The organism is Kitasatospora sp. NPDC059803 (genome assembly GCF_042732255.1).
Lineage (GTDB): Bacteria > Actinomycetota > Actinomycetes > Streptomycetales > Streptomycetaceae > Kitasatospora.
Genome location: NZ_JBHWIJ010000168.1, coordinates 13791 through 18298 on the forward strand (window position 1 = coordinate 13791; position 4508 = coordinate 18298).

Below are 4508 nucleotides of genomic sequence, written 5' to 3' on the forward strand. Positions count from 1 at the left end.
AGCCCGCGCGCGGGCGGACCCCCTCCAGGTTAGCCGCGCGGCGCGGGCCCTGGCGCGGGGGGGCTCGCCCTACCCCGCCCGCCTGCGGGCGGGCGGCGGGGGGGCGCCCCCGGTGGCCACCGCTTCGGCCGCAGCGGACGCCGGGCCCTCCGGGGCGGCGGCTATATCGGAGGCGACGCCGTCGGAGCCCCCGACGACGGCCCCGCCCGCCCCGACCGCCCCGACCGCGAGCCGGGAGCCGACCCGGGCCGAGCTGATCGCCCGGTACGGCGGCACCGCGCCGAAGGAGTGGGGGATGGAGGTCACCGGGGTGACCACCAAGCTGCCCGCCGGCGAGAGCGCGACGGCGCTCACCTTCGACGCCTGCGGCGGCCCCGGCGGGAACGGGTACGACGCCGACCTGATCGACTTCCTGCGGAAACGTTCCGTCCCCGCCACGCTCTTCCTGAACGCCCGCTGGATCGACGCCAACCCGGACGTGTTCAAGCAGCTTGCCGCCGATCCGCTCTTCGAGATCGGCAACCACGGCACCGTCCACCGCCCGCTCTCGGTCACCGGCCGCTCCGCCTACGGCATCGCCGGCACCGGTGGCGTCGGCGAGGTGTACGACGAGGTCGCGGGCAACGCACACAAGCTCGCCGGGCTGCTCGGCCACCCGGTGCGGTTCTTCCGCTCCGGCACCGCGCACTACGACGACGTCGCCGCCCGGGTGGTCGCCGACCTGGGGGAACGCGCCGCGGGCTTCACGGTGAACGGCGACGGCGGGGCGACGCTCAGCGCCGCCGAGGTGCGGCAGGAGATCGCGGCGGCCCCGCCCGGGGCGATCGTGATCTGCCACATGAACCACCCGGGCGGCGGCACCGCCCCCGGGGTGGTGGCGGCGGTGCCGGGGCTGCTGGCGGCGGGGCGGCGCTTCGTCCGGCTGTCGGACGTGCTGCGGTGAGGTGCAGGGGTGCCGCGTTGCGGCGTTAGGCCAGTCGGAGGCCTCCCGGGTGCTCCTCCTCGATGATCCGGACCAGCCAGTCGAACACCGTCGGCCCCTTGCCGGCCCGGGCGGCGGCGAGGTCGGCGCGGACGTGCTCGCGGTTGGCGGGGTGGCAGTGGGCCAGTCGCAGTTCCAGCTGGCGGACCGTCTCCGGGTAGCCGAGGTTGCGCCGGGAGACCGCGTGGTCGCGCCACTCGATCAGGTAGTCGCCGTCCTCGGGGGTGCCGTAGCCGCCGCGCAGGCAGTCGGCGAAGGCGTCGAGGTTCCGGCCGAAGTAGCCGTCGCTGCCGATGGTCTCACCGACCACGTCCCAGAAGTCGTCCAGCGTGTGGATCCGGGTGCCAGCTATCACATAGGTCACGGTCACGGGGTCGAGGATATGCCGAGTGCGGTCGTCGGTGCGCCGGACTACCGGGCGACCGCGATGGCGGTGGCGAGCAGCCCGTCACCGACGGCCCAGCGGCCCTCGAAGCCCTCGATGCGGCGGCCGTTGACGTTCGGGCCGGGGACCAGCAGGCGGGCGGTGAAGGAGCCGTCGGGGGAGAGGACCAGGTCGGCCTCGCTGAAGTCCAGGAACTGCTCGGTGAGCGGGAACCACGCCTTGTACACGGACTCCTTGGCGCTGAACAGGATGCGGTCCCACGGGGTGCCGGGGTGCTCGGCGAGCAGGTCGACGATCCGCTTCCCCTCCTCGGGCAGCGCGATGACGTCCAGGACGTCGTCCGGGAGCGGCAGGGCGGGCTCGGCGTCGATGCCGACCGAGGCGAGGTCGCCGGAGCGGGCGACGGCCGCCGCTCGGAAGCCCTCGCAGTGGGTGAGGCTGCCGACGACGCCGTCGGGCCAGCTCGGGGCGCCGCGCAGGCCGGGGACCAGCGGGCGGTAGGGGATGCCGAGGCGGGTGAGGGCGGTGCGGGCGCAGTGGCGGACGGTGGTGAACTCCCGGCGGCGCTTCGCCACCGCCTGGACGACGGCGGCCTCCTCGGCCGGTTCCAGCCGGGCCTCCGGCGGGTCGTCGTAGGACACCTCGGTCACGACGGCGTCCGGCAGCAGGTCCCCGATCACACGCTCCCCCTCGGTCGGTGCGCGGACGGCCGCCGCGCGGATCGAGCCTAACCCGGGTGGGGGCGGTCCCGGCGGGCCTTCCGGGGAAGATCCACCAGGGCCACCAACACGCCAGGGCCACCAACACGCCAGGGCCACCAACACGCCAGGGCCACCAACACGCCAGGGCCACCGGGCAGGTAGGTGACGGAGTGCAGGCCGCCGGTGCAGCGGAGGGAGCGGTGGCGCTCGTACACCGGCCAGGACACCGGGGACTTGCGGTCGACGTCGACGCCGATGCCCTGGAAGGGGGGCCGTGCCGATCAGTTGGTGGACCGATCCGCAGCCGAGCGCCGCGATGCTACGGTCGTCCCCACTGGGGCGGTTCGGCAGTGCGGCCGAGGTCGCGCGGGTGGTCGGCTTCCTGGCGAGTGAGGAATCCTCGTTCATCAGTGGTGCCTGCCTCGCCGTGGACGGCGGAATGACCGCGATGCTGCCCGAAGCCCTGCTGCGCTGACACCTTGTTCGAGGAGGGCCCCGCTGTGCGTGCCGAACCGGTCGCCGACACACCGTACCTGGAGCTGGGCGAGGGCCCGCTGTGGGACCAGTCCGCGCAACTGCTGCGCTGGATCGGCATCCCCGACCGGCGGGTGCTCACCCTGGACCCGGCCTCGGGCGCGATCAGCTCGGTCGAACTCGACGTCACCCCCGGCACCTTGATGCCGTACGGCGACGGCGGACTGATGCTCGCCACCGAGCGCGGCTTCGAACGGCTCGACCCGGCCACCGGCCGCACCACGCTGGTCGCCGCCGTCGAAGCCGACCGCCAGGACCGCCGGATGAACGACGGCAAGACCGACCCGTACGGCCGGCCGGTCGCCGGCTCGATGGGGCGGGGGGAGCCGCGCGAGCCAGGATCGCTGTACCGGCTGGAGCGCGACGGCGGCGTCCGGGCGATCCTCGACGGGCTCGACATCCCCAACGGCCTCGCCTGGCCGGAGCCCGACCGGCTCTGGCACATCGACACCACCACGCGCCGCATCGCCCTCTACCCCTATCCCGAGCACGGCCCCCTCGGCGAGCGGATCCGCACGCTCGACGTCTCCCACCTGCCGGGTTACCCGGACGGCATGACGCTCGACGCCGACGGCAACCTGTGGGTGGCGTTCTGGGACGGCTGGGCGGTCCGGTGCCTCTCGCCGGAGGGTGAGGTGCTGGCGTCGGTCGAGCTGCCGGTGCCGCGCGTCACCAGTTGCGCCTTCGGCGGGCCGGACGGGCGGACGCTCTACATCACGTCCGCCCGGTCCGACCAACAGCCGCTCTCCGGCGGCCTGTTCAGCGTCCGGGTGTGAGGGGGCCGGTTTTGAAGGGTCCGCGTCCCTACTGCCCGAGCAGGCGGGCGAAGTCCAGCCCGAGGCTGCCGAGCACCGGCAGCGCGCCGAGGTCGGTGACGGCGCCGACGGGGATGCTGTAGCCCTGGTTCACGGCGCGGGGTACGGGCACGGGTGCGGCGTTGGCGGGTGCGGCGGCGGCCGGGATCAGGGCGGCGCCGAGGAGCAGGGCGGCGAGTGCGGTGCGCATGGGGCGGGGCCTCCGGGGGTGGGCGTGGTGGCCTGTCAACACCCTGCGGCGCGGTGCGGTCACGTATCTTCGCCCCTTCGGCCGTATTGGTAAAGATTCCTGACTTGTGTTCATGTCAACATGGCGGCGGTCTGGACCACACCGCCGTCGGGCGCATACGTTCTCTTCACTCGGACGGGCATCGGGCGGTCTCGCTGAATCCCCCTGCGGCTTCGGCGACTTCTGCCTGTCATGTCCATGGCTAAAGAACCGGAGGGAACCATGCGCGCCATCAGCAAGAACCTCAGGATCCTCGCGGGCGCCCCGCTCGCGGCCGCCGCCCTCATCGCCCTCACCGCCGGCACCGCCAGCGCGGCGATACCGATCAACACGCCCATGGCCGGCAAGGCCACCTACTACAACGACGCCGGCTACGGCGCCTGCGGCACCCAGATCAACGCCTCCAACCAGATGCTCGTCGCGGTCTCCCACACCTGGTGGACCAGCGCCAACCCCAACAACGACCCCCTGTGTCAGGGCATTTCGGTCAAGGTGAGCTACCAGGGCAAGACCGTCACCGTCCCCGTCCGGGACAAGTGCCCCTCCTGCGACGCCAGCCACCTCGACCTCAGCCAGCCCGCCTTCGCCCAGCTGGCCCCGCTCGGCCAGGGCGTCATCAACGGCCTCACCTGGCAGTTCGTCAAGGCCGGCCTGAACGGCAAGACCGTCGAACTCTCCGAGCCCATCACCGGATCCACCATCGGCTGAGACCGCGGATGAGCGACCGTGGCCCCCCCCGGTCGCGGGGGGGGGGCCCGGGGGGGGCTCCCTGTGTCTCGGGGGCCCCCCTAAACCCGGCCCCGGGCGGGGGCCATGGTCGTGGCGATGGTCGGCGACGGCGTAAACGACGCGGCCGCCCTCG

The 4508-nt window shown here is 73.5% G+C and carries 7 protein-coding genes and 1 pseudogene; 4 read left to right on the forward strand and 4 right to left on the reverse strand.

Annotated elements, in window-relative coordinates; all coding sequences use genetic code 11:
• Positions 1-943: polysaccharide deacetylase family protein (locus ACFV6I_RS24555; protein WP_380427638.1), on the forward strand; the 943-nt coding region annotated here is incomplete at its 5' end.
• Positions 944-968: 25 nt separating this feature from the next.
• On the opposite strand, the gene ACFV6I_RS24560 is transcribed toward ACFV6I_RS24555, so the two are convergent.
• The 3 genes and pseudogenes from ACFV6I_RS24560 to ACFV6I_RS24570 form a co-directional block, all read right to left on the reverse strand.
• Positions 969-1352 (reverse strand): barstar family protein, encoded by a 384-nt coding sequence (locus ACFV6I_RS24560; RefSeq protein ID WP_063346419.1) that lies wholly within the window; start codon positions 1350-1352, stop codon positions 969-971.
• 41 nt (positions 1353-1393) lie between these two features.
• Positions 1394-2047: a 4'-phosphopantetheinyl transferase gene (locus ACFV6I_RS24565; protein WP_380343065.1), complete on the reverse strand. Its 654-nt coding sequence runs from the start codon at positions 2045-2047 to the stop codon at positions 1394-1396.
• 47 nt (positions 2048-2094) lie between these two features.
• Positions 2095-2365: pseudogene (locus ACFV6I_RS24570) on the reverse strand (hypothetical protein); the annotation flags it as partial.
• Between the two features lie 19 nt (positions 2366-2384).
• Here ACFV6I_RS24570 and ACFV6I_RS24575 point away from each other — a divergent pair.
• Entirely contained in the window at positions 2385-2543 is a 159-nt protein-coding gene (locus ACFV6I_RS24575) for an SDR family oxidoreductase (protein WP_380343068.1), read from the forward strand.
• 25 nt (positions 2544-2568) lie between these two features.
• The gene (locus tag ACFV6I_RS24580; RefSeq protein WP_063346416.1) at positions 2569-3378 is read left to right on the forward strand and encodes an SMP-30/gluconolactonase/LRE family protein; all 810 of its coding nucleotides are present in this window, start codon (positions 2569-2571) and stop codon (positions 3376-3378) included.
• A 28-nt stretch (positions 3379-3406) separates the two neighbouring features.
• Here ACFV6I_RS24580 and ACFV6I_RS24585 read toward each other — a convergent pair whose 3' ends face one another.
• Entirely contained in the window at positions 3407-3607 is a 201-nt protein-coding gene (locus ACFV6I_RS24585) for a hypothetical protein (protein WP_063346415.1), read from the reverse strand.
• A 261-nt stretch (positions 3608-3868) separates the two neighbouring features.
• On the opposite strand from ACFV6I_RS24585, the gene ACFV6I_RS24590 reads away from it, so the two are divergent.
• Positions 3869-4354 carry a cysteine/serine endopeptidase inhibitor gene (locus ACFV6I_RS24590; protein WP_063346414.1) on the forward strand — a complete coding sequence of 162 codons (486 nt, stop codon included), beginning with the start codon at positions 3869-3871 and terminating at the stop codon, positions 4352-4354.
• Positions 4355-4508 lie beyond the last annotated feature (154 nt).